This window comes from Flaviaestuariibacter terrae (assembly GCF_054777635.1).
The window spans coordinates 1,305,033-1,330,213 of record NZ_BAAHAL010000008.1 but is presented as its reverse complement, the minus strand read 5'-3'; the positions used below and the strand labels follow the sequence as shown (position 1 = coordinate 1,330,213).

Sequence of the window (25,181 nt, the reverse complement as noted above, 5' to 3'; positions counted from 1 at the left end):
CGGTATGGCTAACTACAACACCCCAGAACCTTCAGAACCGTCAAAACCCTTCTCTCAGCGCCACTGCAGCGTGTTGATGAGGTGCTCCACATCCTTCCGCAGAAAGTCATTCACGGGTTTCAGCGAGTCTTCGTTGGGTGTGGTGGCGAAGTAGAGGGCGCCGCGGAGAAAATGCTTCGTGCTGTCGGTGACGAAGAACTGCGTGGCCGTGGCGGTGTTGCCCCGCAACGAGATGAATACCCCCTCGATACCGTTGGGGGTGGTAAAGGGCTTACGGTCGATGGCGGAGGCCTTGTAGGTGTGCTGTTTGTAGCTCATCTCGTAGGCATCGGCGATGAGCGAGTCGAACTTGTTGCGGCGACCGATCTCCTTGTAGGAGATGTGGATGCGCCCGCCGAACTGCGGGAAGTCGATGTTGATCCAGTACGGGTTCTCGGCCCTGTCTTCGAAGAAGAGCGAATCCTGCAACACCTCGCCGTATACGGGATATTCGAAGGTGTAGGGGTAGCCCGGCCGGTCGAAGCGGCGGTATTCCTTCTTCGGCAGCGCGATGCGGAAGTACCCGCGCGGCTTCACGGTGTAGTCGCTGTTGCAGGCGACGAGGGAGAGCAGGGTCAGTAGGGAAATGAGGATGCGGTTCATCGACAGTGTTTCATTGGCAAGATACGGACTCGTGAATCGTCAATCGTCAATCGTGAAACCGCAATGCGCGGTAAAAAGAAAACGAAAGCTTAAAGCTCGTTTTTTTTGTAAAACGCTGCTGTTTGATGACGCCGGCAAAGCTTCAGGAATGGTGTCTGCGTTCACGATTGACGATTCACGATTGACGAGCCCTATTGCCGGTCGATCGTCACCTTCACACTGGTGATGCGGTTGCGGCTGATCTCGAGCACAGTGAAGAGGAAGTCGCCGGCGCGAACGGTGCTGTTGATCTCCGGGAAAGCCCCGGCAATCTCGAGCACGAGGCCGCCTACCGAGTCGCTTTCGCCTTTTACCGGGTCGAAGGTGTCGAGTGGGAGACGCATGTAGCGGCACATGTCGTGGAGCATCATCTTCGCATCCACGATCCAGGTGTTCTCGTCCACGGCCCGCACGCTTGTTTCTTCTTCATCGAACTCGTCGCGGATATCGCCGATAATTTCTTCCAGGATGTCTTCCATCGTTACGATCCCCGAGGTGCCGCCGAACTCATCGACCACGATGGCGAAGTGAATGCGGCGCGCTTGGAATTCTTTCAGCAGGTCTTTAATGAGCTTGCTCTCGGGTACAAAGTAGGGCGGGCGGATCAGCACATGCCAGTCGAAGTCGCCATCCTGCTTCAGGTGGGCCAGCAGGTCTTTCGTGTTGATGATGCCCACGATGCTGTCCAGGTTTGTCTGGTACACCGGCAGCCGCGAGTAGTGCAGTTCTTCCACGCGGCGCACCACGTCGTGGAATGGCAGCGTATGGTCGAGCCCGTTCACTTCCATCCGGAACTTCATGATCTGCCGCACCGTGATGTTGCCGAATTTGACGATTCCCTTCAGGATATTCTTTTCCTCGATGGTCGTCTCGTTGGCGTTGACGTCGATGGCCTCGTCGAGCTCGCGCATGGAGGCGCTTTGCCGCTCGTTGACACCGGAGCGCTGGTTGATGTTGTCGGCGATGCCCACCATCTGCAGCGATACGCGCCGCAGCAGCAGGTGCAGGGCTTCCACCACGGCGGCCGCGCCATAGGCAAAGCGCAGGTTGTTTTGCGTGGCCCACACCTTGGGCAGGATCTTGCCGATCAGCACGAGCACGAAGGCGATCGAGATGATCTTGATGCCCCACTGGAGCCATACAGGGCGCAGCGGGTCGAGCGGCGCGGTAAGCAGGTAGTTGGCCAGGATGATGATGCTGATATTGAAGAAGGTGCCGGCGATGAGCAGCGAGGTGTACACGGCCTTGCGCTCCTCGAGCAGGCTGATAATGCGGCGCGCGGCATCATGCTGCTTGGTGCGGAGGTTATTGAGCTCGCGGGTGTGCAGGGTAAACAGGGCCACCTCGGAACCCGAAATGATGAAGCTGAGCAGGAGCAGAACGATCAGCAGTATGACCAGGAAAACGGCGCTTTGCGGGATGGCCAGCAGCGTAAAGGCAGATACTTCGAGCAGTGTAGGTGCCGGGAGGTAATCCAAGACAAAGGTTTTGGTGAAAAATCGGCACCGCCGGGGCGGCACGTTTTGAAAGCTACAAAAATACCCGGAAAAACAGTTTTGAAAGGTTTTGGGAAGGTTTTGAGAAGGTTTTGAAGGTTTTGGAGGTTCTGAGGATTCTGGAAGTTGGGACGCCAGAAACTTCATTGCGAGCCGGCCGGCCGACGGGAGCCTAAGTTGCGGTTAGCACACACAGGAGGGCAAGGGCTCTTTTTCCCAAACCTTAAGAACCCTAAAACCATACGAACCTTAAGAACCTTTTCAGAAGGAAAGATCCTCATCATCCCCCACGCCATGATGCGGGGCGCCGCCGATGGGATCGATGCCGCTTTCGCCGCTGTAGCCCGGTCCGCCATGACCGTTGCCCTCGCTGCGCTTGTCGAGCATTATGAGGTTGTCGCCCACCACCTCGGTGGCGAACTTGCGGTTGTTGTCCTTGTCTTCCCAGCTGCGGGTGCGGAGACGCCCCTCGATGTACACGAGCGAGCCTTTGTGCAGGTACTTCTGCGCCAGCTCGGCGAGGCCGCGCCAGAGCACCACGGTATGCCATTCGGTTTGCGACACGAGCTTGCCCGATCTGTCTTTGAACGTTTCGGTGGTGGCGAGCGGGAACTTGGCTACGGCTATGTTCCCCTCCAGAAACTGGATATCAGGATCCTTGCCCAGATTGCCGATCAACATCACGCGGTTTACACCTCGCATACGGGACTGTTTTCAATGATTAATGGTTATCGCTTTCGATCAATACCTGCCTGTCTGAAAACAATCAAATTTGTTGCCAGTACCCTTCTACAGGTTTTTCCGGAGGAAGTCGCCGATGGTTTTCGGGTAGGCGTGGCGCTCGAGCCCGGCTGCGGGCACCCAGTGGAAGCCCGGCAATTCAGGGCGGCGGTTGAGCTCGAGCTGCAAAAAGGTAAAACGGATGTGCTGGTGCGACAGCCGCTGGCTGGCCTGTGCCGCCGCGCTGATGATGCTATAGTCGTTATCGGTAAGCCCGTACTCGCTGTGAAGGGTCTCAAGAAGCTCCGGCTTGCCCAGCGCCCCGCCGGCCTCGATGAGCAGCGGCTCCCAGAGCCCCTGCCAGATGTCTTTCGCGCCCCGCTCGTGCAGGGCCACGTCGCTGCCGTGCTGCAACAGCACGTAGTGGAAGTAACGGTCGCGCAAGGACGCCTTTTTTGCTTTCACCGGCAGCTCGGTCTGGCGGCCATGGCTATAGGCGCCGCAGTGGGTCTTGTAAAAGCAGCGCGCACACTCGGGCAGCGGCTTGCAGAGCGTGGCGCCGAAGTCCATGAGCGCCTGGTTGTATTCGGCTGCCTGTCCTTCGGGGAGAAGCTCCTGGGCTTTCTGTGCAAACCACTTCTTCCCTTCCGTGCTATCGATGGGCAGGTCGCAGTCGAAGATGCGCGCCAGCACGCGGTATACGTTGCCGTCGACCACGGCATGGGGCAGGTTGTAGGCAAAGGAGGCGATGGCCGCCGCGGTGTAGGGACCGACGCCTTTGAGCGACTGTATTTCTACAAGTGTGCGCGGGAACTCTCCGCCGAGCTCGCCGGCAACGCGCTGCGCCGTCGCCATGAGGTTGCGGGCGCGGCTGTAGTAGCCGAGGCCTTCCCAGAGCTTGAAGACATCGGCCTCGGCTGCGCGGGCCAGGTCGGCGACGGTAGGATAGGTGTCCACGAAGCGCTCGTAGTAGGCGCGGCCCTGCTCCACGCGCGTTTGCTGGAGGATGACCTCGCTGAGCCAGATGCGGTACGGATCTTTTTCCCCCTTCCAGGGCATGGCCCGGTCGTTGTCGGTGGCGTTCCAGTGCAGGAGCGCGCGGGCAAAGCGCCCGGCCCCGCCCGCCGCTTTCGGTTTCCGCTCGGCCATAGCTGCTTGATTTTTTGTCAAAATAATTTATATTTACTTGACAATCACAGCTTTTAGTTTTAAATTGACGTTACAAACAGAACCGCTATGAGAAAGGCAGATTTAGTCAACCAGATTTCTGAAAAGACAGGGATCCCAAAGGTGGACGTACTGATGACGCTCGAGGAGATGTTCCGCGAGATCAAGCACTCGCTTTCCAAGGGGGAGAACATCTACATCCGCGGCTTTGGCTCCTTCATTACCAAGAAGCGGGCAGCCAAGATCGGGCGCAACATCAAGAAGAACGTGGCCGTGCATATCCCGGAGCATTTCATCCCGGCCTTCAAGCCCGCCAAAGAATTTGTGGCGGAGGTGAAGAAAACCACCGTCGTGGAATAACTTTGCGCCTTCCCGGCATTTGCCGGGACGTCTTTGATGAAAAAACAGCAATGGACCGTCCTGGGCTTCGCCGCCCTGCTGACGCTCGGCCTCTACATACTTACCCAATCCCAGATCTTCGGCTCCCATGCCGCCAAGGGTGATACCGGCAGCACCGTCCACAGCCCCGATGACGGCCACAACCACGCCGAAGCCCTCAGCACCGATACCCTTCTTGCCCGTGCGCGGCAGCAGCTCACGCCGGAGCGACGCAGCCGCCTCGACCTGCTCGAGCACAGCATCTCGCGGGGCGATGTGCAGGCGCAGAAACTGCACCTTTATCATCAGCTCGCGGGCTTCTGGCGCGACACGGCGCGGCTCTTCGAGCCCTTTGCCTGGTACACGGCCGAAGCCGCCCGGTTGGAAAATTCAGAAAAATCCCTCACCTTTGCAGCCCATTTGTTCCTGAGCAGCCTGCGCGCGGAGGAAAATCCGGAGCTCCAGCAATGGAAAGCCCTCCAGGCAAAAGACCTGTTCGAACGCTCTTTGCAGATCAACCCGTCCAACGATTCCAGCCAGGTTGGCCTGGGCGCCACGATCCTTTTTGGCGGCCTCGGCTCGCCGATGGAAGGTGTCGGTAAGATCCGCTCGGTTGCCGAGCGCGACTCCACCAATGTGTATGCCCAGCAAACGCTTGGAGAGGCCGCCCTGCTTTCCGGGCAAACCGATCGCGCCCTCGGGCGTTTTGAAACGGTAGCCCGCCTGCAGCCCCGCGACCTCAATGCGCAGCTGCGCGCGGCCGACCTCAACGAACGCGCCGGCCACCGCGCCGAAGCCGCAGCCTGGTACCGCAAGTGCCTGCCGCTGCTGGAGCGCGCCGATCAACGCAAGGAAGTCGAAAGCCGGATAAAGGAACTGGAAAAAAAGTAACTAGTTAACCAAAATAATTAAACAATGCCCTGCGGTAAAAAAAGAAAGCGTCATAAGATCGCTACCCACAAGCGTAAAAAACGTCTGCGTAAAAATCGTCACAAGAAGCGTAAGTAAGCTTCGGTGACCCTCATAAACATGCCGGGAAAGCAGCTTGCCTGCCTTTCCCGGCATGTTATTTATCGATTGCTGATTGCTCTCCCGACGTCTCGGGACCGAAGCTTCGGCCCCTTTCCCGGGACGATACTCATACCGTTTGCCAATCGCCCTTATTGCCTTCTTCCGTTTAGATAAGGATCTGCAGCACCCGGCATCAGCGGCGCAATCAGCGTCAATTTCCCCTTTGCACCTAAAGCTGTAGTAATGTGAACAAAGAATTAATCATCAATGCTGCTCCGCATGGAGTGGACATTGCCTTGTTGGAAGACAAGAAGCTGGTAGAACTACACACCGAAAAGGTCGACGCGCGCTTTGCTGTTGGTGACCTGTACCTCGGCAAGGTCAAAAAGCTCATTCCCGGTCTCAATGCTGCCTTCGTAGATGTCGGCCACGAGAAGGACGCCTTCCTCCACTACACCGATCTCAGCCCCTACGCCCGCTCGCTTCTCAAATTCACCTCCGCCGCCATCGCCGACAAGTCGGCCGAAGGCATGGACTTCGCCTCCTTCCCCAATGAGCCCGAAATCGTCAAGACCGGAAAGATCTCCGAGGTCCTCAACGGCAAGCCCAACATCCTGGTGCAGATCCTCAAGGAGCCCATCGCCCAGAAGGGCCCGCGCCTTTCCTGCGAGATCTCCCTGCCGGGCCGCTTCGTGGTGATCACGCCCTTCAACGACATTGTAGCGGTATCCCGCAAGATCCACTCCTCCGAGGAGCGCAAGCGCCTCCAGCGGATCGTCGAATCGATCAAGCCGAAGAACTTCGGCGTCATCGTACGCACCGCCGCCGAAGGCAAGAACACCGCCGAGTTGCATGAAGACATTTCGGAGCTCGTAGCGACCTGGAAGACCATCCAGAAGAACCTGCGTGGCGCCACACCGCCCGCCAAGATCCTCAGCGAGCAGACAAAGACCACCTCGATGCTCCGCGACCTCCTCAGCGCCGACTTCAACAAAGTGGTGATCAACGAGAAGGGACTGTACCAGGAAACGAAGGCCTACATCCAGAAGATCGCGCCCGAAAAGGCCGACATCGTGACCTTCCACTCCAACGGCTCGTCGATCTTCGACACCTATGGCATCACCAAGCAGGTGAAATCCGGCTTCGGCAAGACCGTCAACCTGGAAAGCGGCGCCTACCTGATCATCGAGCACACCGAGGCACTGCACGTCATCGACGTCAACTCCGGCTATAAGAGCGTGAGCAACAACCAGGAGCAGAACGCCCTGGAGACGAACCTCGAGGCCGCCAAAGAAATTGCCCGCCAGCTGCGTCTTCGCGACATCGGCGGTATCATCGTGGTCGACTTCATCGACATGAAGCTTCCCGACAACAAGAAGAAGGTGATCGAGGCGATGGAGCAGCATATGGCCACCGACCGCGCCAAGCACGCCGTGCTGCCCATTTCGAAGTTTGGCCTGATGCAGATCACGCGCCAGCGGATGAAGCCAGAGATGAACATCAAGACCGAGGAAGTTTGCCCCACCTGCCAGGGTACCGGCAAGATCCAGAGCACGATGCTCATCGACGACGATATCGAGAAGAACCTCAACTACCTCATTACCCACAGCCACCGCGACCTGACGGTGGTAGTGGGCCCGATCCTCTACGCCTACCTCACCAAGGGCTTCTTCTGGAACTCGCGCGTGGCCAAGTGGAAGCGCAAGTTCGGCCAGAAGATCAACGTCCGCGAAGACTCGACGTACCACCTCACGGAGTACCATTTCTTTAATAAGGATGGCGAGGAGATCAAGATGTGATCTCGGATCTCTGATCTCGGATGTCTGATGTAACCGAAAGACAAACGGCTGAAGCTTCTCTTCAGCCGTTTGCATTATATCCGACATCCCACATCCGAGATCAGACATTTACTTACCTGCGGTCCCGGGATCCCATGAAGATGGAGATATACTGGAGGAGCATAACCACCGAAGCCAGTGCGGCGACCACGTAGGTCATTGCAGCCCAGGTAAGGGCGTTCTTGGCCTTCGGGTACTCATCGGCCGTGGCGACGTTGGTCTGGCCGAGCCAGGCAAGGGCACGGCGCGAGGCGTCGAACTCCACGGGCAGGGTGATCAGCGAGAAAATGACCGTCAGCGAGAAGAGCGCGATGCCGATGAGCAGCAGTGTTGAATTGCCCGAGGCCGCCAGCATGAGGCCCGCCAGCAGCACCCATTGAACGATGGTGGAGCTGAACTGTACGGCGGGTACCAGCCGGCTCCGGAGGCCCAGCCAGGGGTAGGCGGTAGCATGCTGCACGGCGTGGCCGGTTTCGTGGGCGGCAATGGCGGCGGCGGCTACCGTAGCCGAGTCGAATACGTCCGGGCTCAGGTTGATGGTACGGGAGGCCGGGTTGTAGTGGTCGGCCAGGAACCCTTCCACCGAAACCACCTTTACGTCCAAAATGCCGTTCTCGCGGAGCATCTTTTCCGCCACTTCCCGGCCTGTAAGCCGCGCCCGGAGCGGAATTTTGCTGTACGCCGCAAATCGGCTCTTCAGTATCCCCGACACCAGCATGCTGATCCCGAGGAAGAGCAGTGATAGGAGCATGATGGATGAGTTATGGTAGTAAAACATGGGGCGCGTTTGCCGGAAAGGGGGCAAAAGAAGCTCCAAAAGGCCTCTGCCGTACAGATGGTCGGGAAAATGGGTTTTTGCTAAATTTTTTGGCCAAAAAGGGGCCGATTTGTCGCTTTCTAACTGCCACTTTTACAGCCCGTTAGCGTTCCCGCATCGAAACTGCGCCGCTGTAAGTCGTTGATTTTCAAACGAAAAATGACCATTTGTCGCATGTATTCCCTTTCACAACGGCTTGCTAAAAGTTATACACAGGGTCAAAAAATAATTTTGTTATGTGCCCCCAATTTGTAATTTAGTGTCAGAATTTAATGGGTTAGTAAGTAAAGGGGTTGGTCGCAAGACTGACCCCTTTCTTCATTTTATTATAGCGGATCTCCTGATCCCGGATCTTGATTGCCGCGACAAAACAGAACCGCATTTCCCGACAAAATTTTCATAAGCAGATCGAAAAAAATACAAGCTGCTTCTAACCAGATCCGGGATCGGAAGATCCGCGATCAAAAGATTTTCAGAGCATGTCCAAAGTAAAGACCGCCTACTTCTGCCAGAACTGTGGTTATGAAAGCACCAAGTGGATCGGCAAGTGTCCCTCCTGCCAGCAATGGAACACCTTTGTAGAAGAACTCATTCAGAAGGACGACAAGAAAGCAAAGGGCAACGACTGGCAAGCCTACCATGAAGCGCCGACATCGTCGCGCAAGGTGCAGCCGCTGCATTCGGTGCAGACGCAGGCTACCGAGCGTGTGCTTACTGTTGATGCCGAACTGAACCGCGTGCTCGGTGGCGGCATTGTGCCGGGCTCCATCGTACTCGTTGCCGGCGAGCCGGGCATCGGCAAGTCAACGCTATTTCTGCAGATGGGATTGCAGCTGCAGGGAGTCACTGTCTTGTATATCTCCGGCGAGGAGAGCGAGCAGCAGGTGAAGATGCGCGCCGACCGTCTCGGTATGGCCAACGAGCACTTCTACCTCCTCACGGAGACAAGCACACAGGCCATCTTCAGCGAGATCAAGAAGCTCAAGCCCGAGCTGATTATCGTCGACTCCATCCAGACACTCGAGTCGCCCTTTATCGAGTCATCGCCCGGATCGGTGTCGCAGATCCGCGAATGCGCCGCCGAGTTCCAGCAGTTTGCCAAGGAAACCAACACGCCCGTGTTCCTCATCGGCCACATCACCAAGGAAGGCTCCATCGCCGGTCCGAAGATCCTCGAGCACATGGTCGATACGGTGCTGCAGTTCGAAGGCGACCGCCATTATGTATACCGCATACTCCGCACGCTGAAGAACCGCTTCGGCTCAACATCGGAGCTGGGCATCTACCAGATGAACGAGACGGGCATGGCGCCGGTGCGCAACCCGAGCGAGATCCTTATCACGCAGAAGGACGAGGCCCTCAGCGGCACCGCCATCGCGGCCACCATGGAAGGAGCGCGCCCCCTGCTCATCGAAGTGCAGGCGCTTGTGGCGCAGTCGGTATACGGCACCCCGCAGCGCACCGTCAGCGGCTTCGACCTGCGTCGCCTGCAGCTGCTGCTGGCCGTATTGGAAAAGCGCGGCGGCTTCCACTTCGGCGTGAAGGACGTCTTTCTCAACATGGCCGGCGGCCTCAAGGTCGACGACCCGTCGATCGACCTCGCCGTTCTTGTAGCGCTCCTGTCCTCTTACGAAGACGTGCCCGTGGGGCAGGACATCTGCTTTGCCGGCGAGGTGGGGCTGTCGGGTGAGATCCGCGCCGTGAACCGCATCGAGCAGCGCGTTGCCGAAGCGGAGAAGCTGGGCTTCTCGAAGATCATCGTATCGAAGTACAACCAGAAGGGATTGAATGCGAAGAAGCATGCGATCGAGGTAGTCCAGATGGGGCAGGTGGAGGAGGTGTATCGGTATTTGTTTCAGTAAGCGAGCTTCGGGATTCGTGAATCGTGAATCGTCAATCGTGAATGCACCGGATGATGGGAAAAGCAACAGTGCCGCTGGGGAAAAGCCCCCTGAAATCACGTTGAAAAACCCATGGCTCACTGATCGGGCGCCCATAGCTTCGGCTCAAAAACCATGTTTCTTGAACTGGACCACCAGAAGCTGGATATCTACAAGGCGGCGCGCGCTTTTGTACATGCCTGTTACCGACTCTCCAAGTCCTTTCCGCCCGACGAGAGATTTGCCATGTGCCAGCAATTACGGAGAGCCGCCTTATCAGTTCATCTGAACACGGCCGAAGGTGCCTCCCGTCGAACAGCGCCCGATCGCCGGAGATTTTATGAAATAGCCCGTGGCTCTGTCATTGAAATCGATGCCATCCTGGACATTGCTTCCGACCTGGGGTATTGCCGGAAAGAAGAACTCCCGGAGCTGGGGAGGCTGTTACTCCGATGCTTTCAGATGCTGACCAAACTAATAGGGAACGGCTGAACGTTTCGGAAAAGCATTCACGATTGACGATTCACGATTCACGACCACTGCTGCTCATGGGCATTCTGTACGACCTACGCGACGCGCTCCTCCACCTCGCCTACCCGCACCTCTGCGCCGGTTGCGGGAACGACGCCCTGCCCACCGACGTGCCGCTGTGCCTCCGCTGCCTGTCGGAGCTGCCGCGGACGGGCTTCGAGCGGTATGCGCACAACCCCGTTGATCGCCTCTTCTGGGGCCGGCTGCCGCTGCGGCAGGCAAGTGCCCAATTTTATTTCAGCAAAGACTCCATCATCCAGCGGCTCCTGCACCGCGTAAAGTACGGCGGCGGACAGGAGCTGGCGCAATACCTTGGCCGCCTCATGGGACGGCAGCTTGCCGACGCCCCGCGCTTTGCCGGCATCGACGCCCTCGTGCCCCTGCCCCTGCACCGGAGCCGCGAGAAGAAGCGGGGCTACAACCAGGCCGAGCTCCTGTGCCGCGGCATTACCGAAGCCTGGAACGTGCCCCTGTGGCCCGACGCGGCCCTGCGTCTCAGCGCGACCGAAACGCAAACCAAAATGGGCCGCCTCGCCCGCTGGCAAAACATGGAAGGCCGCTTCGCTCCCTCCGACCCGGCGCGTATCGAAGGCCGCCACCTGCTCCTCGTCGATGATGTCGTTACCACCGGCGCCACCCTTGAAGCCTGCGGGCGTGCCCTCCTCGCCGTCCCCGGCGTGACGCTCAGCATTGCCACCTTATGTATCGCCGCCGGGTAGTCTGCTACTTAAACGAGCACCCTGCAATTAGTTTAGCACCTTTCCGCATTAGCAGATTAGCACATTAGCAGACTAGCAGATTATTTATCTTTCCCCCATGAAACCCGCAGCCCTCCTGCTTTCGCTCCTGCTGCTCCTGGCGGCTTCCTCCTGCCGCAAAGACCGCTTCACCGGCAGCGCCGACGCGCAGCTGCGCACGGGTGCCGACACGCTGCACTTCGACACGGTGTTCGTGAGCGCAGGCTCCACCTCGGGAGTTGTCAAGATCTTCAACGACAACAAGGAAGGCATCCGTATTTCTTCGGTACACCTGGCGGGCGGTGCCTCCTCGCCTTTTCATATCAACGTGGATGGAATCCCAGGCCCCGAAGTGCGCGACCTTGAAGTGGCCGGCGGCGATAGCCTGTACGTTTTTGTCACCGTAACGGTCAACCCGAATGCGGCTACTCTTCCCTTTATCGTGCAGGACAGCTTCGCCGTCGAATGGAATGGCAACCGCCGCTGGGTGCAGCTCGATGCCTTCGGGCAGAACGCCCACTTCCTCCGCAATCATACCGTGCGGGGCAGCGAGACCTGGGACAATATACTGCCCTACGTCATCCTCGATGGGCTTACGGTCGACACAACGGCAACGCTCAATATTACCCAGGGCGCCCGCGTGTACTTCCACGCCAACGCGCCGATGATCGTGCACGGGCGCCTGCTCGCGAGCGGCGACCGCTACGACAGCACCCGCGTGCTTTTCACCGGTGACCGCCTCGATGCGCCCTACCGCGACTTCCCCGCTTCCTGGCCCGGGATCATCTTTTCGCGTGCCAGCAACAACAGCGCGCTCAGCTACAGCACGATCCGCAACGCTTACCAGGGACTCGTAATAAGTGGCCCCGCGGCAATCAGCCAGCTGACGCTCCGCCAATGCATCATCGACAACGCCTACGATGCCGGTATTTATGCCGTCAACGGTGGCATCGACAGCCGTAATCTCCTTGTCAGCAACTGCGGCGCCGGCATCGCGCTGACCGGTGGCGGCAACTACCAGTTTGTACACACAACGGCTGCCGGCTTCAGCAACGCCTTCCAGCAGCACAAGCAACCCGTGCTTTACCTGAGCAACGCCGATGTCTTTGGCGGTAGCGCGCCGCTCAATGCGGTGCTCCGCAACGGGATCTACTGGGGCGAGGCCAACGGTATCGTCAACGATGAAGTAGTGGTCTACAACCGCGCAGGAAGCACGTTCAACGTACATTTTGAAGGAGCCCTGTGGCGTGTGCGGACGGCACCCGCCGGCGTCAGTGCCATGGCGGTGCGCAACAACCTCGACCCGCTTTTCGATTCGGTGGATAATGCAAACCGTATTTATTCGTTCCGCCTGGCCGACGGCTCCCCGGCCATCGACGCGGGGGTTAACAGCGGCACGCCGATCGACCTCGATGGCAAGCCCCGGCCGGTGGGCACCGCGCCCGACCTGGGAGCGTATGAAAAGCAATAAGTAAGGAAGTCGGAAATGTGAAGTGAGAAGCAAAGGATCGGGCAGAGGCTGCAGCGTAGGCTCCATGGGATTGCTTCGAAGCGATTGGTCTTCGACCCCTCACTTCCCGCAATGAGGGACTCAATAGACTCACAATGACGACGCTCTTAACTACCGTCTTCCCACTTCACACTTCCGACTTCCGACTTTCCACTTTCCACTTCCAATTTAACTACTTGCCGTGGTGTATTGCCTTGATCAGCTCATGGTTCGACGGGCTGATGGCGGGATCGAAGTAATGCGTGAGCACGCCTTCTTCATTAACGAGGTATTTCGAGAAATTCCAGCTTGGGCTTTTGCTGTTCCAGCCGTTCAGCTTTTTATCGGTGAGCCAGCGGAACACGGGCTGCTGCCCATCGATGCAGGCAACGGTGGCCTTATGGGCCACAGGAAAGGTGACGCCGTAGTTGGTGGAGCAGAAGCCGGCGATGTCGGCATCGCTGCCCTTTTCCTGGTCCTTGAAATCGTTCGAGGGGAAAGCAATCACCTGGAGGCCATCACCGTAGTGGGCCATCAGCTGCTGCAGCTCCTTGTATTGATCCGTATAAATACAGTCGGAGGCCGTGTTGACCAGGAGCAGCTTGCGCCCGCGAAGCTGCGCGAGCGGCAGCGTACCGCCCGTGGCGAGTGGCACCTCGAGATCGTAGAGCGAGTGCTGCGGGGTTGCGCCGGGGTTGCGGAGCACCGTGCGGTGGCGGCCCGTAAGGCGCATCATCCACAGGTAGATCGGGTACAGGGCCCTGAGCAGGCGTTGGCGTGCGGTTAGCATGGGGCGAAGTTACCGGATGACCTTTTTAAATAGCCGAAGCTTCCCCTTGAAGGGCGGATACTTGAAATTGGGGTCAAACCAGGTGGGCGTTTTCAGCACGGCCTTGCGATGCGAAAACGTATCGAACGAGAAGCGCCCGTGGTAGGCGCCGATGCCGCTGTTGCCGCGGCCGCCGAAGGGCAGGTTGGGGTTGGTGAGGTGCCAGGATGCGTTGTTGACACAACCTCCTCCGAAGGGCAGTCCCTCGATCCAGCGGCGCTCGGCTTCCGCGCTCGATGTAAACACGTAAAAGGCCAGCGGGTCGGCATGGCGGCGGATGAGGTCGCGGGCTTCCTCGAAGCGGCTCCAGGTTAGCACAGGCAGCAGCGGGCCGAAGATCTCCTCGCCCATGATGGCCGATTCCGGGCCGATGCCGCCAATGAGCGTCGGCTCGATATAGAGCGTAGCCGCGTCCGACTTCCCGCCGTACAAAATCTGCCCCTCGCGCAAATAAGCGCTGAGCCGGGTAAAGGCACGTTCGTTGACGATCTTACCATAGTGACCGCTGCCGGCCGCGTTGTCGGTAAAGAACCCGCGTATGGTTTTTCTGAGTTGCTCCAGGAAGGCGTCTTTGACCGATTCGTGCACGAGCAGGTAATCGGGCGCCACGCACATCTGGCCGGCATTGGAAAACTTGGTCATCGCAATTCGGCGGGCAGCCACCTTCAGGTCGGCATCGGGCTCGATCACGCAGGGGCTCTTGCCGCCGAGCTCGAGCGTTACGGGGACAAGCTTTTCGGCGGCGAGGGCGTATATCTTTTTACCGACCACGGTGCTGCCGGTATAAAACACATGGTCGAAGCGGAAGGACTGCATCAGCGGCGGGATCACGTCGGCACCATCGCCTTCAAGCAGCAGCACTTCATGGGGACGGAATGCCTGGCTGATGATCGAATGAATAACCGACGCCGTTGCGGGAGCAAATTCGCTCGGCTTCAGCAGTGCCGCATTGCCGGCAGCGAGCGCGCCCACGAGCGGCGCAAGGAGCAGCTGCAGCGGGTAGTTCCAGGGGCCGATGATCAGCACCACACCGAGCGGCTCGGTATAGATCCGGCTTTTCGAAGGAAGGTTGAGCAGGTTGGTGCGTACCTTCTGCGGGCGCATCCAGCTTTTGAGGTGCTTCAGCGCATGCGAGATCTCGGCAAGCAGGAAGCCCGTTTCCGTCACCCAGGTTTCTTCCACGCTTTTGCCAAGATCGGCCATCAGCGCGTCGTTGATCGCGGCTTCGTGCTGCAGCACGGCCGCCTTTAACCGCGTGAGCGCATCAACACGGGCCTCGTAGCTACGGAGGCCGCCGCCGTCGATGTGCCGGCGCATGGCATCCAGGGAGGAAAGAATTTCCATGCGGAAAAGGTACAAAAGGCGCGCGCAGATCGCGCCCGTAAGGCAAATCAATTTGCGCCCCAACAGAAAACCCATCGCAAGGCGATGGGTTTTCTTAGCTGCGTGATCCGGAAGCCGGGTGCGTTACTTTTCCGTATAGACCGCATAACCCCAGGGCTCGATGCCGAAGCCTTTGTCGACCGGCTCGGAAAGGAAGCCGAAGACGTTGTACCAGGTCTTCTGCGAAGGTCCTTTCGTCCAGTGGAATTTCTGGGGCGTGTTGCTCAGGTTAACGATCACCAGCACTTTGCTGGCACCCTTGCGGCGCTCGAAGGCATAGATGGCCGCATCGCTGTCGGTATGCAGGCGTACAAACTGCGCATCGGAGCCCAGGGCCGCATGGGTGCGGCGCAGCCCGGTAAGCGCCTGGTAGAAAGGCGCGCGGGCATATTGGTGGAAGTTGATGGTGTCCTTATAAAAGAAGCTCAGGCTGTCGAGGAAAGGCTCTTCCTGCCCGCTGTAAATAAGGGGGATGCCGCGCGGGAGCGTAAAGGTGAGCACGGCGAATGGTGCATGCACGGCTCCGGGCATCGTGCCGTAATCGGCCTTGTTCCAGCTGTTCTCGTCGTGGTTGGAGGTAAAGAGCATCCGCCGTGCGTTCTTCACAAACTTGTCGCTCACGCGGTTGAGGAACGTGTCGACATAGGTTGCGTTCTTCTGGCCCGCTGCAATGGACTTCATTGTGGCGAAGTCGTTCCAGCCGTAGGTGGCGTCGAAGCCGGCCTCGTGGAGCCAGGGCTCGTCGGCCTCGGCGAGCATGAACACGTTCTTCACGTTGTGCAGCTCCCTGATGCACCGGGTCCAGAATGCTTTCGGCACTTCCCCGGCCACGTCGCAGCGGTAGCCGTCGATACCGGTGGCCGTGATCCAGTATTTCAGCGTGGCGATCATGCTGTCCACAAGGCGCGGGTTGCTGTAGTCCAGCTTCCGCACATCCGTCCAATCGAATGGCGACAGCGGCTGGCCTGTCTTGGGATCCTTTACGTAGAAATCGGGGTTCGTGCGTAGCCAGTAGTGGTCGCCGCCGGTGTGGTTGGGCACCCAGTCGATGATGACCTTCATTCCGAGGCTGTGGGCCTGCGCCACGAGCCGCTTCCAGTCGGCAAGCGTGCCATAGTCGGGGTTGACGGCGCGGTAGTTGGCCACGGCATAATACGAACCGAGCGTGCCCTTGCGGTCTTTTTTAGAGATGGGATGGATGGGCATGAACCAGAGCGTTTGCACGCCCATGCGCCTGAGGCGCGGGAGGTGCGCGGCAAAGGCGTTGAAGGTGCCTTCGGGTGTGTATTGCCGTACGTTGACCTCGTAGATCGTTCCCTGGTTGATCCAGGCGGGATGACCATCGATGCTGGCGGAGGACTGGGCCGCTGCGCTCAGCGCGAAGAGACCCGAGAGGATAAGGGCGGTAAGGCGGGAAAGCATATGCAAGACTTTGCAGCTAATGTACTACAATGTGTCTGACATACACGATGAATATCGAATATAGAATAACGAATATCGAGGTGGCCTTGGCGTTATACGGCTTTCAGTTGAACGGGAGCGGTGGCCTTGCTGTAAAACCGGGAGATGGCCTCCTGCAGCTCTTCGGCCAGGAGTCGCTGCGTTTCCTCGTCCGAGCGGGTGCCCTCGATGCGGAGATCCTTGATGTTGATGACAAAGGAGGTGCCTTCGTAGCGGCTGAACACAGAGATAAGGGTTTCAAAAGTGGTGTCCTCCACCTGCACTTCGGAACAAAACAGCTTAACCATGGACGGGAAATTTAAGGCAACGTAAAAAGAATCGTGCCACCGGTACAAACCACGCGCAGAGCGGGTTTCCACGGATGTGCTATTTGCGGAGGAAACTGATCTTGCCGGATTTTTCCACAAATACCCGGTCCACCTGGCCCAGATCGTCGGTATTGAGCTGCACCCGCAGCTGCTCGCGGATATCCTGCTCCGTTACCGATGCGCGCCGCAGCTCCTGCTCGAGGAAGGCGCCCCCTGCGAAGAGCGTGCGGTTGCTGCCCTTTACAAGGCGCTCGAAGGCGGGGAAGTGCGACAGCTTGGCCAGCGCCTTGTTGGCCAGGAGGATGGAGATGGCACCGGCGATGCAGGAGAAGAACGGCGTAGCGCCGACCACGCCGCGGCTCAGGATGCCCCCGATCAGGAAGGTGATGATGGTGTCGAAGGTGTTCTCGCGGCCGAAGGGCCGCATCCCCGACAGGCGGAGCAGCACAAGCGATACCAGGAACATGACCAGCGCGCGCGCCGAGAGCTCCAGCGGCCCGATGTTCTCCTTGATCCCCCAGTAGTGATTCAGAAAGTTCATGGCGGTTGGGTACTTTTCGCGTGACCGGTGAGCGGGTGAGCGGTGAGCGCCTTCCTACCTGAAATGCGTTGCGAAGTATGCAGCATTCACCTGCTCACTTTTCACCGTTCACCTGTTTTACTGCTTCCGACGCATGGTATCGTTGCCCGGTGTCGTCGAGCGGGTAGCCGGGTTGGAAGGCGCCGATGAACGCACGTCGGTCTTGCCCGGCGGGTTGGTCGTGTCAGTGGGGTATTGACCGGTGTTCGTGTTCACATGGGCCGCCGTATCATTAACGGCATCCACGGCACCCGTGTCGACCATCAGGCGGGTGGTATCGGTACGTGCATCGCCATCCGTTGCATTGCCGCAGCTCCCCAGGGCCACGGCCAGCAGGGCGCAAAAAATCGTTGTTTTCATATCCGCTTCGTTTGTATTCGGCCATCACCCGTACAATAACTTTGCCGGGCAACTACAGCTCTTCAGGGTTGAGGTCCCGATCCTGCGGATCGGGATGACGAAGGCTTTGAAGGGTTTTGAAGGCCTCGGCTAACTTATTCGGAACAGCTATCAAACAGCCACGCGGCGCTTCATGAGCCAGTCGCGCTGCGTGTCGGTGCCGAGGAGGAAGTCGCACTCGCCGAATTTTTCGAAGCCCCAGCGCTGGTAGAAGCCGATGGCGCGGGCATTATGCTCCCACACACCCAGCCACACCCATTCCTTGCTGCGCTCGGCAGCGACGCGGATTCCTTCGGTCATGAGGGCGGCGCCGACACCTTTCCCGATAAACTCCTTTGCGGCATACAGGCGCGCGATCTCGAGTGCGCTGCCGCTGCCAAGCGCCGGCGGCGGCTTCGCTTCGCGGAGCTTCATGTAGCCGGCCACTTCGTTGCCGATATAGGCCAGCACAAACCGGAGCTCCGGGCGGCCCACTTCGAGCATGAGGCGGCCGCGCGTGAACTGCTGCGTCAGGAAGAGATCCATATCCTCCGTGCTGTTGTCGGCGGCGAAGGTGTCGTAAAAGGTTTTCCGGCTGATGTCGGCGATCAGCTCCGCATCGTGCACAGTAGCGGTACGCAGGCGCAGGGTCATGGCTGCAAGTTAGGATAAGCGGGCAAAGCCGCGGGCAGCGGTAATCGGGAATCGGGAATCGGCAATGGCTGCAACCGAACGCACAAAAATGCCCTATTGCTTGGGGCTTTCTTATTGCCGATTCCCGATTACCGATTCACGACCTACAGGCTGCCGATATTATCGGGATCGGGAGGCGGCACGCCGGCTTCCTGGAGCAGGTAGTCCTTGCGGCGCAGCTCGAAGTTCCGGCCCAGGTACAGACGCTTCACCTGGTCGTCGTCGGAGAGCTCTTCGGCCGTGCCGTGGCGGAAAATCTTTCCTTCGATCAGCAGGTAAGCGCGGTCGCAGATGGAGAGCGTTTCCGTTACGTTGTGGTCGGTGATGAGGATGCCGATGTTCTTGTATTTGAGCCGCGCCACCACCATCTGGATGTCTTCCACCGCGATGGGGTCGATACCGGCAAAGGGTTCATCGAGCAGGATGAACTTGGGGTCGACGGCAAGGGCGCGCGCGATCTCGGTGCGGCGGCGCTCACCGCCGCTCAGCACGTCGCCGTTGCTTTTGCGCACGTGCTGCAGGCGAAACTCCTCGAGCAGCATATCGAGCTTTTCCTTCTGCTCCTTCTTCGGGCGGCCGGTCATCTCGAGCACCGAGGTGATATTCTCTTCCACCGTGAGCTTGCGGAAGATCGAAGCCTCCTGCGGCAGGTAGCCGATGCCGAGCTGCGCACGCTTGTACATCGGCAGCTTGGTGATGTTGAGGTCGTCGAGAAACACCTCGCCTTCATCGGGCTTGATGAGGCCTACGGTCATGTAAAAGGTAGTGGTCTTGCCGGCGCCGTTGGGACCGAGCAGGCCCACGATCTCTCCCTGGCTTACTTCGATGGACACATGGTTCACCACCGTGCGGGTGCGGTAGCGCTTTACGAGGTCGTGGGTATGTATGCGAATGGACAAGCGGAAAGATTTGGCCAAAAGTACCCTAATGGCAACAATATCGCACTTTGTACAAGGGCCTTTTGCCAATCTATTAACGCGGAAACGCCCGGCGGCACTGGTTCGCAATCGTTCCCGCAGCTCGCTTCCCCGGATACATGTTGTAACCTTAGCTTTGCCGTCTAATGAAAGTGACCGAGCACCTGGCCAAAGCCGAAGGCCGCACCCTGGTATCCTTTGAGATCCTGCCGCCCCTGAAGGGCAAAGGCATCAACGCCCTCTGGGAGCACCTCGACCCGCTGATGGAGTATGCGCCTTCGTTCATCAACGTTACGTACCACCGCAGCGAAACGATGTTCAAGCGCACCGCGGCCGGCACCTTCGACAAGGTGGAGGTCCGCAAGCGCCCCGGCACCGTTGGTATCTGCGCGGCCCTGCAAAACCGCTACAAGGTGGACGCCGTCGCGCACCTGATCTGCGGCGGCTTCTCAAAGCAGGAAACCGAGGACGCCCTCATCGACCTGCACTTTCTCGGTATCGACAATGTGCTCGTGCTCCGCGGCGATGCCCCGAAGAACGAAGCGGTATTTGAGCCGGAGCCCGACGGTCATGCTTATGCCATCGAGCTGCTCCAGCAGGTGCAGCGGATGAACAGCGGCATCTACCTCGAGGAAGACCTGAAGAACGCCGTGAAGACCGACTTCTGCATCGGCGTCGCCGGCTACCCCGAAAAGCATTTCGAAGCCCCCAACCTGAAGGCCGATCTTTCCTGGCTGAAGGCCAAGGTCGACGCGGGCGCCTCCTATGTGACCACGCAGATGTTCTTCGACAACCAGAAGTATTTCGATTTCGTTGCCGCCTGCCGCGCCGCCGGGATCAACGTGCCCATCATCCCCGGCCTCAAGCCGCTCACCTCGCGCAAGCAACTCACGATCATCCCGCGCACCTTCCACGTCGACGTGCCGGAAGATCTCTCCAACGCGGTACTCGCCGCCAAAACTGACGCCGATGTGGAACGCGTCGGCACCGAGTGGCTGCTGCAGCAATCCAAAGACCTCAAGGCCGCGGGCGTGCCCGTGCTGCACTACTATACGCTCGGCAAGCCGAAGGTGATCGCGGATGTGTGCCGCGCCATCGGCTAACTCATTTTAAACGTCCTTGCGATCCGCCAGCAGGCGGAGAAGCAATCTGTTTCTTGCGAAGGGGAATGCCGCATTTACGCAAGCCCGTGTCAGATTGCTTCGTTGGCCCGCACTTCGGGACGGCCCGCCTCGCAATGACGGACACGCGTTTCCGCGGCATCAAAAAGTAAAGGCCGCCCTTTCGGACGGCCTTACTCACGTACGTATCATCGATTACTTCTTCTTCATCAGCTCCAGCAGCGCCGGCTGGTTGATGGTCACCGGGTAGCGGGCGCGGAGGCTGTTGACCCATTTTTCTTCCAGCTCCTTCTGGTAGTCGGTGATCACGAGGCCGCGGGCTTCGGCAAAGCTGCGCGGGCCCGAATCGGGCCGGAGGCGAAGCACCACCGCGAAGGTGGCCGAGCCGTCGCCGCTGTTGACCTGCACTGCCGTGACCGTGCCGGCCTTGAGGGGCAGCTTCGTGGGATTCGGGATCTGGTCCAGCTCGAAGCGCGCGGAATCGATGGCGATCCGCTCATCGTAGTTGCTGACGCTGTTGCGCCACGAGAAGGGCTTCTTCGCGACCATCGCCTGCGCCACGTGGGCACTGGCCGAATCGGGTGCGTAGAACAGCACCGCATCGGCGCTCGACTTCCATACATATTTGTCGCGGTGGGCGTTGAAGTAGTTCTGGAGGCCGGCGCTATCGCTCTGGCCGGGGCTCCACACCTCGCGCTGCATGATCTCGAAAAAGAGGTTGCCGTCGCGGAATTCCTCCATCTGTGCGCGGAACTTCGGGTTGTAGGTTTCGAGGTGCGCGCGGTAGAATTCGATGGCCGACGCATCGGTGAATTCGCGCCATAGCTGTGCAAAGGGCTTCGCACCGGTGCCGTCGCTCTTGTAGCGGTTGCTGCCGGCCCAGCGGGTCCAATCGGAGGCGGTAAACGTTTGCGTGCCGATGCGGAGCAGCGGCGTGCTGTCGTTTACGGAAAGGCGACGCGCAGGCTTCACATAATCGAGCAGCGAATCCGTATAAGCACGGAGGTCGGCCTCGGCCACCGGGAGTTCCTGGTAGCCTGCCTGCTTCTTGATGTTCTGCGCCAGCTGTGTTTGCACGATGCTCATGCGGTCGCTGCGCTCCACCTGCTCGCGGATCGCCTGGAGGGCGGCCGTGCTGTCTTTGCCGTAGCGGGGCGTGCGCTTGATGCGCTTTACGATATGCCAGCCGTGCGCCGTTTGAAAAGGTGCCGAAAGAGCGCCGTCCTTCGACAGGCCAAACAGCTTTTCCTCGAAAGCCGGATCGTACTGGCCTACGCCGATGTCGGGCAGCTCGCCGTTGTTGGCGGCCGAGATAACGTCGTTGCTGAATTTGGCCGCGAGCTTTCCGAAGTCATCGCCCTTGAGCAGGCGCGCATACAATGAGTCGGCGCGCTTTTTCAGGGCTGCCTTCTCAGCATCGCTCGCACCGGGCGGGAAGGCCAGGAGTATCTGCGCCGCCTTGACGGTGCCCGGGTCGGGGCGCTCGCCGAGGTTCCTGAAAATATGGTAGCCGGCCTTCGAGCGGTACACGAGCGCCGGTCCGCCGGGCTTTGTGCTCCAGGCGAGGTTCTCGAGCTCATAGGGGAGCACGAAAGGCGTGATCCAGCCGATGTCGCCGCCGTTGGTCTTCACCGAAGGATCCTCGGAGTAGGAACGTGCCACAGTGCTGAACGATTTGCCACCCTTGAGCTCGCCAAGGGCTGCCTTTACTTTGCTCCAGGCCATTGCCGTATCAACGCCTTTGGCGGCGATGAAGATGTGGGCGATGCGGATGTTCTTTTTGGAGCGCTCCGCGGCTTCGCGCACGAGCCCGTCAACACCGGCGAGATCATTGAGGTAGGTGGGCAACAGCTGCTCGCGGAGGTTCTGCAGGTCGGTCACCATCTGCGGCAGCGTGTCGTAGCCGAGGCGGCGAGCTTCCTTCACCTTGAGACGTGAGCTGATGTACAGGTCCAGGTAGTCGTTGATGCCACCGGGTCCTTTCGCGGCGCCGCTGTTCTTGTTGTAGGCAGCCAGGAATTCGGGCACCGATACGCTATCCGTTCCATACGTGAACAGCGTTTGCGCCCCGGCGCCGGCAGAAGCCAGCAATGCCGCGGCGAATAAAATTCGTTTCATCATAAGCACTATTTGGAAGCAGGAGTTTTGAGTTCCTTGAGACGCAGGTCGATGATCTCATCGGCCTGCTTCTCGCTGATCTTCTTCGCCACGATGCGCTTGTCGGCATCGAGGAGCAGGATGGTCGGGAACGATTGTACGTCGAAGAGCTGCGAGTAGCTCGGGATGTTGTTGCTGACGCGCTCTTTCTCGGCCTCCTTGGAGTAGTACACGTTCACCCAGCCGTGCAGACCACGCTTGTTGATGAAGTCGGTCCAGTCCTTGCGCGAGCCCTCGGTTTCCTTCGCCATCGAGAAGATCCGTACGCCCTGGGCCTTCCACTTCGACTGGTACATCGAGTCGATCTTGGGCAGCGTTTCCTTGCAGTGGCTGCAGGTGGGATCCCAGATCACGAGCAGCGTGAGCGGCCCTTTGACGTCGTAGAGGCGGGTCTTCTTTCCGCTCGAATCGGGGAGCTCGATATCGGAGGCCGGCTCGCCCAGCACGTTGCCGTAAAGGCTGTAGGCGCGGTCCTGTACGATCTTCTTGCCCTTGTCGGAGATCCACTCGTAGTCCTTGTCGCGGAAATATCTTTCATACAGGTGGATGAAGACCTTGTCTTCCCACATGTACTTCATGTTGAGGTAGCGGTTGACAAACTTGAGGAGGAAGAATTTTTCCATCTCCTTGTTCACCTGCGCAAAGGCCATGATGTTGTCGATCTCGCGGTTGACGGAGTCGGCGGCGGGGTACACGAGCTGGTCGAAGTAGCGGTCGACCTTGCTTTCGAAGAAGGGCGTGCGGGCGAGGCGCTCGTCGTAGAAGGCGATGCCGTCGAAGAAATGGTTCTTGTAGTAGCGGTAGTTGTAGAGGGAATCGTCTTTCGTTTTCGGCGCCTTGATGGGCATCTCGGGATCTTTCATCGCCTTGAGCAGGGTGGCGAGCAGGCTGTTGGCATCCTGCGTCATGATGCGCGTGCGGTAGGCCTGCACGTTGTTGTTGATGCCGGTGAGAAGACCCGTGAGGCGCACCGAGTCTTCGGGGTGCGCGCTGCGGAGGCGTACCAGCGAGTCGGCTTCGCGGCCGGCGGCGCTCATGGCGGCCTGGTAGGCATGGAAGGCTGTGTTCTCGGGCGAGCCGCCGAACACGAGGCCTGCGGGAACGGTCAGCGTATCGGCGCTGACGGAGAAGCGCTGGTTCTTGTCGATCAGTATCTCGAAGTTGTGGGCGCGGTCGGGGTAGCCGATCAGGTAGATGCCGCCGCCGAGGGTTTTGCTGCCCTTGAAGGTTCCCTCGCTGCGCTCATTGAGCTTCACGGAGTCGATGATGGGGAGCTGCTTGCCGTAGTAGTGACCCAGGTAGATCCACTGGTTCCGGAACGGCTTCAGGGTCACCTTGATCTCGTACCCGGCATCGCCGCTGCCGGTGGCTACGGCACCGCTGGCGGGCCGCTTTGCGGGCGCTTTTGCCGGGGCTTTCCCGGCGGGCTTCGACTGGGCACCGGCATTCAGGGCCAGCGCGAGAAAAAACAGGGAGGCGATACGCTTCATAATCGTTCGGTTCGTTTTCCGCAGTTAAGTCGTAAAAATAACCCAAAAGGGTTGGATGCCGCGGTTAAAAGGATGCAAAGAGAGGGAACAGTTTGGGGTTTGTAGTTTGGAGTTTGTAGTTCAAAAGCCCGAACGCGCATCGCGGATCCGGGATTTTAGATTCCGGATGTGCCGCTTCATTCACAGGTTGTGTAGACGACGCCGAACCGGATTGTATAGGAGGGCACATTCGGATCCGTTTCTTTGCGCCCGCCTGCTCCTAACCAGGCACCCGACCTGTAGTTGTACGTGGCGAGCGGACAGCCTCTCGTCCGCAGCCCTTCCAGCAGGACTCCATAGCGCATGATGACAGAGTCGGTCCCCAGGGTGCTGTCGCGGAAATGGACTGGGTAGCACTCTTTCGGATCCACGAGGTATTCGATTCCGACATACAGCCCGGTCGCGGGGATCGATAGCCGCAGGCTGTCCACGAACACAATCTGCTTACCGTTTTTTTTCGGGTAGTAGATGACCGATTGATCAGACAACGCCTCCCCCGGCAATTGCGTCGCGGGATCGATGGAATAGAAAGTAAAACGCAACGGCGATTTGGGAAATCGCTTGGGGGCGCCGAGGGCTCTCCCGAGCGCAAATTCAATCCGCGACAGGCGGGCGGAAGACGTTGTGAGGAAAACCGGCACGGCTACTTTCGCAGTCGCGATCCCATCCGCCCACCAAACCCCTCCAAAACCGCTGGCGGTGGAAACGGAATCGAAATTCGAATAATGATGCGACACCGGCGATGCGCAGGAGCGCACGACGACCGTCTTAAGTACGGATGCCTTTCGCGCTAGTGATATCGTTCCACCGGCGTTTCTCACTTGCATCACCCGATCCTGATAGCCAACATGCGTGATGCGGATCGAGTCGGCATCGTCCCAGGGAAGGTCGAGTGCGCCCTGTTCATCGGCAAACTGCACGGCCGGGTGCGTGATGTTCACGATCGTGGCAAAGGGCAGTGGCTGGCCGGAGGTTCCATCCACGACCCGGATCTTTCTCTGGGCCCGAACAGTCGGCGACAGCAGCAGTACGGCGACCGTGCAAATAAGGTTTATGCGTTTCATGTGGGATTGGTTGCGC

Annotated in this window: 24 protein-coding genes; 8 read left to right on the top strand and 16 right to left on the bottom strand. The window is 59.0% G+C overall.

Annotation, left to right across the window (positions count from 1 at the left end; all coding sequences use genetic code 11):
• Nucleotides 1-54 precede the first annotated feature (54 nt).
• The 4 genes from gldD to mutY form a co-directional block, all read right to left on the bottom strand.
• On the bottom strand, nucleotides 55-642 hold the full coding sequence (gene gldD / locus ACYU7Z_RS13975) for a gliding motility lipoprotein GldD (RefSeq protein ID WP_460571492.1): 588 nt from the start codon (nucleotides 640-642) through the stop codon (nucleotides 55-57).
• 191 nt (nucleotides 643-833) lie between these two features.
• The gene (gene gldE / locus ACYU7Z_RS13970) at nucleotides 834-2,159 is read right to left on the bottom strand and encodes a gliding motility-associated protein GldE (protein ID WP_460571490.1); all 1,326 of its coding nucleotides are present in this window, start codon (nucleotides 2,157-2,159) and stop codon (nucleotides 834-836) included.
• A 279-nt stretch (nucleotides 2,160-2,438) separates the two neighbouring features.
• Nucleotides 2,439-2,879, bottom strand: coding sequence for a single-stranded DNA-binding protein (locus ACYU7Z_RS13965; RefSeq protein WP_460571488.1), 441 nt, complete (start codon nucleotides 2,877-2,879; stop codon nucleotides 2,439-2,441).
• 87 nt (nucleotides 2,880-2,966) lie between these two features.
• Nucleotides 2,967-4,046 (bottom strand): A/G-specific adenine glycosylase, encoded by a 1,080-nt coding sequence (gene mutY, locus ACYU7Z_RS13960; protein ID WP_460571486.1) that lies wholly within the window; start codon nucleotides 4,044-4,046, stop codon nucleotides 2,967-2,969.
• A gap of 87 nt (nucleotides 4,047-4,133) precedes the next feature.
• On the opposite strand from mutY, the gene ACYU7Z_RS13955 reads away from it, so the two are divergent.
• From ACYU7Z_RS13955 to ACYU7Z_RS13945, 3 genes are all read left to right on the top strand, one after another.
• Nucleotides 4,134-4,424 (top strand): HU family DNA-binding protein, encoded by a 291-nt coding sequence (locus ACYU7Z_RS13955; RefSeq protein WP_460571484.1) that lies wholly within the window; start codon nucleotides 4,134-4,136, stop codon nucleotides 4,422-4,424.
• A gap of 36 nt (nucleotides 4,425-4,460) precedes the next feature.
• Nucleotides 4,461-5,333, top strand: coding sequence for a tetratricopeptide repeat protein (locus ACYU7Z_RS13950; RefSeq protein ID WP_460571482.1), 873 nt, complete (start codon nucleotides 4,461-4,463; stop codon nucleotides 5,331-5,333).
• A gap of 365 nt (nucleotides 5,334-5,698) precedes the next feature.
• Nucleotides 5,699-7,252, top strand: a complete 1,554-nt coding sequence (locus tag ACYU7Z_RS13945; RefSeq protein WP_460571480.1) for a ribonuclease E/G family protein — start codon at nucleotides 5,699-5,701, stop codon at nucleotides 7,250-7,252.
• A 112-nt stretch (nucleotides 7,253-7,364) separates the two neighbouring features.
• On the opposite strand, the gene ACYU7Z_RS13940 is transcribed toward ACYU7Z_RS13945, so the two are convergent.
• On the bottom strand, nucleotides 7,365-8,042 hold the full coding sequence (locus ACYU7Z_RS13940) for a zinc metallopeptidase (protein WP_460571478.1): 678 nt from the start codon (nucleotides 8,040-8,042) through the stop codon (nucleotides 7,365-7,367).
• Nucleotides 8,043-8,587: 545 nt separating this feature from the next.
• Between ACYU7Z_RS13940 and radA the strand changes: the two genes are divergently transcribed.
• The 4 genes from radA (at nucleotide 8,588) to ACYU7Z_RS13920 (ending at nucleotide 12,727) form a co-directional block, all read left to right on the top strand.
• Entirely contained in the window at nucleotides 8,588-9,970 is a 1,383-nt protein-coding gene (radA, locus tag ACYU7Z_RS13935) for a DNA repair protein RadA (protein WP_460571476.1), read from the top strand.
• Between the two features lie 153 nt (nucleotides 9,971-10,123).
• Nucleotides 10,124-10,480 (top strand): four helix bundle protein, encoded by a 357-nt coding sequence (locus ACYU7Z_RS13930; protein WP_460571474.1) that lies wholly within the window; start codon nucleotides 10,124-10,126, stop codon nucleotides 10,478-10,480.
• A gap of 23 nt (nucleotides 10,481-10,503) precedes the next feature.
• On the top strand, nucleotides 10,504-11,238 hold the full coding sequence (locus ACYU7Z_RS13925) for a ComF family protein (protein ID WP_460571472.1): 735 nt from the start codon (nucleotides 10,504-10,506) through the stop codon (nucleotides 11,236-11,238).
• A gap of 97 nt (nucleotides 11,239-11,335) precedes the next feature.
• The gene (locus ACYU7Z_RS13920) at nucleotides 11,336-12,727 is read left to right on the top strand and encodes a choice-of-anchor Q domain-containing protein (protein ID WP_460571470.1); all 1,392 of its coding nucleotides are present in this window, start codon (nucleotides 11,336-11,338) and stop codon (nucleotides 12,725-12,727) included.
• Nucleotides 12,728-12,938: 211 nt separating this feature from the next.
• Here the strand turns inward: ACYU7Z_RS13920 and ACYU7Z_RS13915 are convergent, their stop codons facing one another.
• The 8 genes from ACYU7Z_RS13915 to lptB all read right to left on the bottom strand — a co-directional run bounded on the left by ACYU7Z_RS13915 (nucleotide 12,939) and on the right by lptB (nucleotide 19,276).
• Nucleotides 12,939-13,535 carry a glutathione peroxidase gene (locus tag ACYU7Z_RS13915; RefSeq protein WP_460571468.1) on the bottom strand — a complete coding sequence of 199 codons (597 nt, stop codon included), beginning with the start codon at nucleotides 13,533-13,535 and terminating at the stop codon, nucleotides 12,939-12,941.
• A gap of 9 nt (nucleotides 13,536-13,544) precedes the next feature.
• Entirely contained in the window at nucleotides 13,545-14,918 is a 1,374-nt protein-coding gene (locus ACYU7Z_RS13910) for an aldehyde dehydrogenase family protein (RefSeq protein ID WP_460571466.1), read from the bottom strand.
• Nucleotides 14,919-15,041: 123 nt separating this feature from the next.
• A complete protein-coding gene (locus ACYU7Z_RS13905; protein WP_460571464.1) occupies nucleotides 15,042-16,379 on the bottom strand; it encodes an alpha-amylase family glycosyl hydrolase in 1,338 nt (445 codons plus the stop codon).
• Between the two features lie 92 nt (nucleotides 16,380-16,471).
• Nucleotides 16,472-16,705 (bottom strand): hypothetical protein, encoded by a 234-nt coding sequence (locus ACYU7Z_RS13900; protein WP_460571462.1) that lies wholly within the window; start codon nucleotides 16,703-16,705, stop codon nucleotides 16,472-16,474.
• A 79-nt stretch (nucleotides 16,706-16,784) separates the two neighbouring features.
• Entirely contained in the window at nucleotides 16,785-17,267 is a 483-nt protein-coding gene (locus tag ACYU7Z_RS13895) for a DUF421 domain-containing protein (RefSeq protein WP_460571460.1), read from the bottom strand.
• 117 nt (nucleotides 17,268-17,384) lie between these two features.
• A complete protein-coding gene (locus tag ACYU7Z_RS13890; protein WP_460571458.1) occupies nucleotides 17,385-17,666 on the bottom strand; it encodes a hypothetical protein in 282 nt (93 codons plus the stop codon).
• 150 nt (nucleotides 17,667-17,816) lie between these two features.
• Nucleotides 17,817-18,338: a GNAT family N-acetyltransferase gene (locus ACYU7Z_RS13885; RefSeq protein WP_460571456.1), complete on the bottom strand. Its 522-nt coding sequence runs from the start codon at nucleotides 18,336-18,338 to the stop codon at nucleotides 17,817-17,819.
• 143 nt (nucleotides 18,339-18,481) lie between these two features.
• Nucleotides 18,482-19,276 carry an LPS export ABC transporter ATP-binding protein gene (gene lptB / locus ACYU7Z_RS13880; RefSeq protein WP_460571454.1) on the bottom strand — a complete coding sequence of 265 codons (795 nt, stop codon included), beginning with the start codon at nucleotides 19,274-19,276 and terminating at the stop codon, nucleotides 18,482-18,484.
• A gap of 164 nt (nucleotides 19,277-19,440) precedes the next feature.
• On the opposite strand from lptB, the gene metF reads away from it, so the two are divergent.
• Nucleotides 19,441-20,397 (top strand): methylenetetrahydrofolate reductase, encoded by a 957-nt coding sequence (gene metF, locus ACYU7Z_RS13875; RefSeq protein WP_460571452.1) that lies wholly within the window; start codon nucleotides 19,441-19,443, stop codon nucleotides 20,395-20,397.
• Nucleotides 20,398-20,610: 213 nt separating this feature from the next.
• Here metF and ACYU7Z_RS13870 read toward each other — a convergent pair whose 3' ends face one another.
• From ACYU7Z_RS13870 to ACYU7Z_RS13860, 3 genes are all read right to left on the bottom strand, one after another.
• Nucleotides 20,611-22,533, bottom strand: coding sequence for a peptidylprolyl isomerase (locus tag ACYU7Z_RS13870; RefSeq protein WP_460571450.1), 1,923 nt, complete (start codon nucleotides 22,531-22,533; stop codon nucleotides 20,611-20,613).
• An 8-nt stretch (nucleotides 22,534-22,541) separates the two neighbouring features.
• The gene (locus ACYU7Z_RS13865) at nucleotides 22,542-24,062 is read right to left on the bottom strand and encodes a redoxin domain-containing protein (RefSeq protein WP_460571448.1); all 1,521 of its coding nucleotides are present in this window, start codon (nucleotides 24,060-24,062) and stop codon (nucleotides 22,542-22,544) included.
• Nucleotides 24,063-24,238: 176 nt separating this feature from the next.
• Nucleotides 24,239-25,165, bottom strand: a complete 927-nt coding sequence (locus ACYU7Z_RS13860; protein ID WP_460571446.1) for a peptidase associated/transthyretin-like domain-containing protein — start codon at nucleotides 25,163-25,165, stop codon at nucleotides 24,239-24,241.
• Nucleotides 25,166-25,181 lie beyond the last annotated feature (16 nt).

What these genes read in the sequence shown, in the direction of transcription:
- gldD (WP_460571492.1), bottom strand. Translation starts at nt 642, where the DNA reads ATGAACCGCATCCTCATTTCCCTACTGACCCTGCTCTCCCTCGTCGCC.
- ACYU7Z_RS13965 (WP_460571488.1), bottom strand. Translation starts at nt 2,879, where the DNA reads ATGCGAGGTGTAAACCGCGTGATGTTGATCGGCAATCTGGGCAAGGAT.
- mutY (WP_460571486.1), bottom strand. Translation starts at nt 4,046, where the DNA reads ATGGCCGAGCGGAAACCGAAAGCGGCGGGCGGGGCCGGGCGCTTTGCC.
- ACYU7Z_RS13955 (WP_460571484.1), top strand. Translation starts at nt 4,134, where the DNA reads ATGAGAAAGGCAGATTTAGTCAACCAGATTTCTGAAAAGACAGGGATC.
- ACYU7Z_RS13950 (WP_460571482.1), top strand. Translation starts at nt 4,461, where the DNA reads ATGAAAAAACAGCAATGGACCGTCCTGGGCTTCGCCGCCCTGCTGACG.
- ACYU7Z_RS13940 (WP_460571478.1), bottom strand. Translation starts at nt 8,042, where the DNA reads ATGCTCCTATCACTGCTCTTCCTCGGGATCAGCATGCTGGTGTCGGGG.
- radA (WP_460571476.1), top strand. Translation starts at nt 8,588, where the DNA reads ATGTCCAAAGTAAAGACCGCCTACTTCTGCCAGAACTGTGGTTATGAA.
- ACYU7Z_RS13930 (WP_460571474.1), top strand. Translation starts at nt 10,124, where the DNA reads ATGTTTCTTGAACTGGACCACCAGAAGCTGGATATCTACAAGGCGGCG.
- ACYU7Z_RS13920 (WP_460571470.1), top strand. Translation starts at nt 11,336, where the DNA reads ATGAAACCCGCAGCCCTCCTGCTTTCGCTCCTGCTGCTCCTGGCGGCT.
- ACYU7Z_RS13915 (WP_460571468.1), bottom strand. Translation starts at nt 13,535, where the DNA reads ATGCTAACCGCACGCCAACGCCTGCTCAGGGCCCTGTACCCGATCTAC.
- ACYU7Z_RS13910 (WP_460571466.1), bottom strand. Translation starts at nt 14,918, where the DNA reads ATGGAAATTCTTTCCTCCCTGGATGCCATGCGCCGGCACATCGACGGC.
- ACYU7Z_RS13905 (WP_460571464.1), bottom strand. Translation starts at nt 16,379, where the DNA reads ATGCTTTCCCGCCTTACCGCCCTTATCCTCTCGGGTCTCTTCGCGCTG.
- ACYU7Z_RS13900 (WP_460571462.1), bottom strand. Translation starts at nt 16,705, where the DNA reads ATGGTTAAGCTGTTTTGTTCCGAAGTGCAGGTGGAGGACACCACTTTT.
- ACYU7Z_RS13895 (WP_460571460.1), bottom strand. Translation starts at nt 17,267, where the DNA reads ATGAACTTTCTGAATCACTACTGGGGGATCAAGGAGAACATCGGGCCG.
- ACYU7Z_RS13890 (WP_460571458.1), bottom strand. Translation starts at nt 17,666, where the DNA reads ATGAAAACAACGATTTTTTGCGCCCTGCTGGCCGTGGCCCTGGGGAGC.
- ACYU7Z_RS13885 (WP_460571456.1), bottom strand. Translation starts at nt 18,338, where the DNA reads ATGACCCTGCGCCTGCGTACCGCTACTGTGCACGATGCGGAGCTGATC.
- metF (WP_460571452.1), top strand. Translation starts at nt 19,441, where the DNA reads ATGAAAGTGACCGAGCACCTGGCCAAAGCCGAAGGCCGCACCCTGGTA.
- ACYU7Z_RS13870 (WP_460571450.1), bottom strand. Translation starts at nt 22,533, where the DNA reads ATGAAACGAATTTTATTCGCCGCGGCATTGCTGGCTTCTGCCGGCGCC.
- ACYU7Z_RS13865 (WP_460571448.1), bottom strand. Translation starts at nt 24,062, where the DNA reads ATGAAGCGTATCGCCTCCCTGTTTTTTCTCGCGCTGGCCCTGAATGCC.
- ACYU7Z_RS13860 (WP_460571446.1), bottom strand. Translation starts at nt 25,165, where the DNA reads ATGAAACGCATAAACCTTATTTGCACGGTCGCCGTACTGCTGCTGTCG.